General features: G+C 43.5%; 4 protein-coding genes. 3 read left to right on the forward strand and 1 reads right to left on the reverse strand.

The genetic code is table 11. The annotated features are described in order from the left end of the window. Positions 1-177: 177 nt before the first annotated feature. Together B2899_RS01705 and tnpA are read left to right on the forward strand one after the other, a co-directional pair. Entirely contained in the window at positions 178-954 is a 777-nt protein-coding gene (locus B2899_RS01705; RefSeq protein ID WP_286883569.1) for a sporulation protein, read from the forward strand. Positions 955-1,109: 155 nt separating this feature from the next. After that, positions 1,110-1,508 (forward strand): IS200/IS605 family transposase, encoded by a 399-nt coding sequence (gene tnpA, locus B2899_RS01710; protein WP_286883605.1) that lies wholly within the window; start codon positions 1,110-1,112, stop codon positions 1,506-1,508. A gap of 100 nt (positions 1,509-1,608) precedes the next feature. On the opposite strand, the gene B2899_RS01715 is transcribed toward tnpA, so the two are convergent. Next, positions 1,609-2,379, reverse strand: a complete 771-nt coding sequence (locus tag B2899_RS01715; protein ID WP_286883571.1) for an alpha/beta fold hydrolase — start codon at positions 2,377-2,379, stop codon at positions 1,609-1,611. A 218-nt stretch (positions 2,380-2,597) separates the two neighbouring features. Here B2899_RS01715 and B2899_RS01720 point away from each other — a divergent pair, with 218 nt between their 5' ends. Continuing rightward, positions 2,598-3,263 (forward strand): class I SAM-dependent methyltransferase, encoded by a 666-nt coding sequence (locus B2899_RS01720; RefSeq protein ID WP_286883573.1) that lies wholly within the window; start codon positions 2,598-2,600, stop codon positions 3,261-3,263. Positions 3,264-3,619 lie beyond the last annotated feature (356 nt).

Here is a 3,619-nt window from a genome sequence, read left to right on the forward strand (position 1 = left end):
ATTTTAATGTAGAAAAAGGCGACCGCCTTTTTCTTCCCTGAATCTTATTTCCTCTTCCCTTTCCTTCTTTTTTCATAATTTTCACAGAAAAGAGCAACCTCATTTTTCCTTTCTTCGTATAACTTACTGACTGCCAGGAGAGCGCATAAAAAATATTTAAAAAAGGAGAAATGATGGATGTCCTTCTTTAAAAAAATAGCGGCAAGCGTTGGCATCGGTTCCGCTACAGTTGACACGGTTCTGGATTACTCACAGTATCGTCCCGGCGACATGGTTACAGGCACTGTCTATGTGCGTGGAGGCAGTGTGGAACAGCACATGGATGACATTGATTTGTATGTCATGAGTCGCTACGTGATGGAAAAAGACGATAGCAAAGTATATCAGGAGTCTCCTATCGTTTCGCACCGCGTAGTGAACGGATTTACCATTCTGCCAAAAGAAGTGAAAGAGTTTCCGTTCTCGTTTCGCTTACCGTTTGATACGCCTGTTACGCTTGGAAGCGTGTCCCTCTGGATAAAAACGGACTTAGATATTAAGGGCGGAATTGATTCGGGGGATAAAGATTACATTCGGGTGCTTCCGCATCCATGGATGGAAAAAGTATTGGAGGCAATCCGCCAGGTCGGATTTAAACTGCGCGAAGCGGATTGTGAGTACGCTCCATTCTTCAAGCGCCGCCTTCCGTTTGTACAAGAATTTGAATTTGTTCCAACCTCTTCTAAATACCGTGGACGGCTCGATGAAGTCGAAGTTGTATGCCATGTAGAAGAACACGGCATGGAAGTCGCTCTGGAAATCGATCGCAAGGCCAGAGGAGTATTGGGATGGCTGGAAGAAGCGTACAATATGGATGAACGTCTGGTACGCGTTTATTTAAATGAAACCGAGTTAAATCAAGATGGCGCCTTGACCCGGAAGTTCCGCGAAATCATTGAACGGCATGCCAGATAAAAAGGAGAAAAAAGAATTTTTCGAACGAAAAAGCCCGCTCCTTTAGGGGGGATGAAAGTGAGGTTGGAACAGGCGTGGCCTTATGCCACGTCAAATGTTCCAACTATTTTTGTTTATTTGTTGCTGTTTGTTGGTGTAACTGATACAGTGTGGGTATGAATGAATATAGAAGAACTCATACAACAATATCTTTGATCAAGTATCATTTCGTTTTTTATCCTCGATACAGAAGGAAACTATTCCTTCGTTCCGATGTAGAGGAACGTTTTAAACAGTTGGTAAAGGAAATATGCGAAGAATTGGAAATTGTCATTGTTGCTTTAGAATGTGACAAAGACCACACACATATGTTTCTACATGCACTGCCACACCTGAGTCCTTCCAATATTATGGCAAAAATCAAAGGGGTGACTTCGAAAAAATTGAGAGAGGAATTTCCTCATCTTCGACACTTGCCGAGTTTATGGACACGTTCCTATTTCGTTTCTACCGCAGGAAACGTATCAAGCGAGACAATCAAACGATATGTGGAACAACAAAAAACAAGGGGGTGAATCTGATGTCGTAAACAATCACTGTAAAAGTATACGAACAAGAGTACAAGGATACAGAAAAGTGAGATCGTGGTCGTTGAAAGCTACCGGGCAGCAAATATTATTGTTGCGCATGTACAAACCTCTTGATTAAACGGTTTAATTCACCGTGTGCTTTCGTCGGAATTTGATGTTTAACATTTGGTATCATGGCAAATTCGCTATGAGGCAGCTTCTGATGGATTAGCCTGCCATAAGCATGGAATGGGATATCGTTTTTACCATATACCAGCAAGACAGGAGAGGAGATGCTCCACAGCCGATTTGTGCAGTTATACGTTAAACTATACTGATAGTACTCTTCGACGCTTTTTTTATCGGCTTTTTTTGCATCTTTCCATAACTGTCGAAACATTGCCATAGTGTCGGAATTGCTCCAGGAAATGGAGCAGGCCAATGTAGGGATGGCCCCGGCTCTGGCGCATGAAGCTCCCAGAGAGATTACATTTTTTAGCCACCGGCTATTTACCTCTGATATCCCGCCGATAAGAATGCCGCCCAGCGATCGTTCCGGAGCCGTTAACAGAAACTCAAGGGCGATAGATCCGCCTGCTGAATAACCGCAGACGAAAGCCTTCTCTATGGTAAGATGATTCAATATTTTCTTCATATCTTCGACGACAAGCGAATAGGTCAGCGTTTGTGCAGAAGGCTGGCTTTTCCCATGCCCTCTTATGTCAAAAGCAATCACTGTGAAGTATTTTGACAGCTCATCAAGCTGATATGTAAAATTTGCACTGCTCAGTACGGGAGGATGAATAAAAATAAGCGGTGCTCCTTTTCCACGAACAATGTAATGCAGGGAAACTCCATTCGCGTCGATGCTGGCCATGACTCCTATCACCTCCGTTGTAAAACCTTCCCGATAAGGGGAACTCCAGCCGTGCTCCGCAGAAGATACGCTTATAGTTTGGCGGGAAAATACGCACCTTATTCAGTTTATCCAACACATTCCCGCAGATGAAATTCTGGAGCGTGCGCTTCACTTCAAGGAAACTGGATATACGGAATGGGCGATCTTCCGACAAAAGAAGAGATTTATTGCAAGCCATGGGGTTACCTAATGTCCTTAGCCGTTCAAGATATACGGAAGACAACCTTGAGCAGGCTGTAAAACAAGGGGTGGGGCAGTATGTGATACTAGGGGCCGGGATGGATACCTTTGCTTTTCGTCGTCCGGATCTCCTAAGTCAGGTTCAGGTATTTGAAGTTGACCACCCGGCCACACAGGCCTTCAAACTTAATCGACTGGCTGAATTAGAATGGGAAATCCCATCAAATCTTCATTTTGTACCTGTGGATTTCACAAAAGAGAGTTTGGCTGATGCACTCAAGGGAACTCCGTATGACTTGCAGACGAAAAGTTTTTTTAGTTGGCTGGGTGTCACAATGTATCTAACCCGAAACGAAGTGTTCGCAACGCTGCGTTCCATTGCCGATATTGCCCCCGTGGGCAGTGCGGTTATTTTCGATTACTTAATACCAGAAGAAGCTACTCCACATGTGAAAAAGATACAGGAGAATTTACGAAAGATAGGCGAGCCGATTAAAACGACCTTTCACCCGTCAACACTGGCTTTTGAACTGGAAAGTTTAGGACTCCGTCTTCATGAGAACCTAAGCCCATCCGATATCCAAGAACGCTATTTTCAGAGTCGAACGGACGGCTATTATGCGAGTAAGCATGTGTGCTTTGCGTGGGCAATAGTAGAGTAAAAATATATTCTCCCATAGTAGATGATTATGAGCGCCGGGCTGATTGCCCGGCTTTTTTTAAGGGAAAAAAGCTTATCAAAATAGATAGATTGGACATGGAATTTGACGAAAGATTTTCTAGACCTGCCATGTTACAGGCGCGAGAGAAGGGGGAAAGACATGATAGGCTCATCGGCAGCAATGGATATCATGCTGGTTTTACGACAAGATAATACAAAAATAAACAATATTCAGTCTTTTAAGCGATCGTTTAATTATTACCCGACTTCTTTGTCGGATATTTTCTTTTTCTGTGAAAATTATGAGAAAAGAAGGAAGGAGAAATAAGATCCGGGGAAGAAAAAGGCGTTCGCCTT

The sequence above is a fragment of the Aneurinibacillus sp. UBA3580 genome, assembly GCF_002375825.1.
GTDB lineage: Bacteria > Bacillota > Bacilli > Aneurinibacillales > Aneurinibacillaceae > Aneurinibacillus > Aneurinibacillus danicus.

Coding starts and splice junctions, on each gene's coding strand:
- B2899_RS01705 (WP_286883569.1), top strand. CDS start 178: ATGTCCTTCTTTAAAAAAATAGCGGCAAGCGTTGGCATCGGTTCCGCT.
- B2899_RS01720 (WP_286883573.1), top strand. CDS start 2,598: ATGGGGTTACCTAATGTCCTTAGCCGTTCAAGATATACGGAAGACAAC.
- B2899_RS01715 (WP_286883571.1), bottom strand. CDS start 2,379: ATGGCCAGCATCGACGCGAATGGAGTTTCCCTGCATTACATTGTTCGT.
- tnpA (WP_286883605.1), top strand. CDS start 1,110: ATGAATGAATATAGAAGAACTCATACAACAATATCTTTGATCAAGTAT.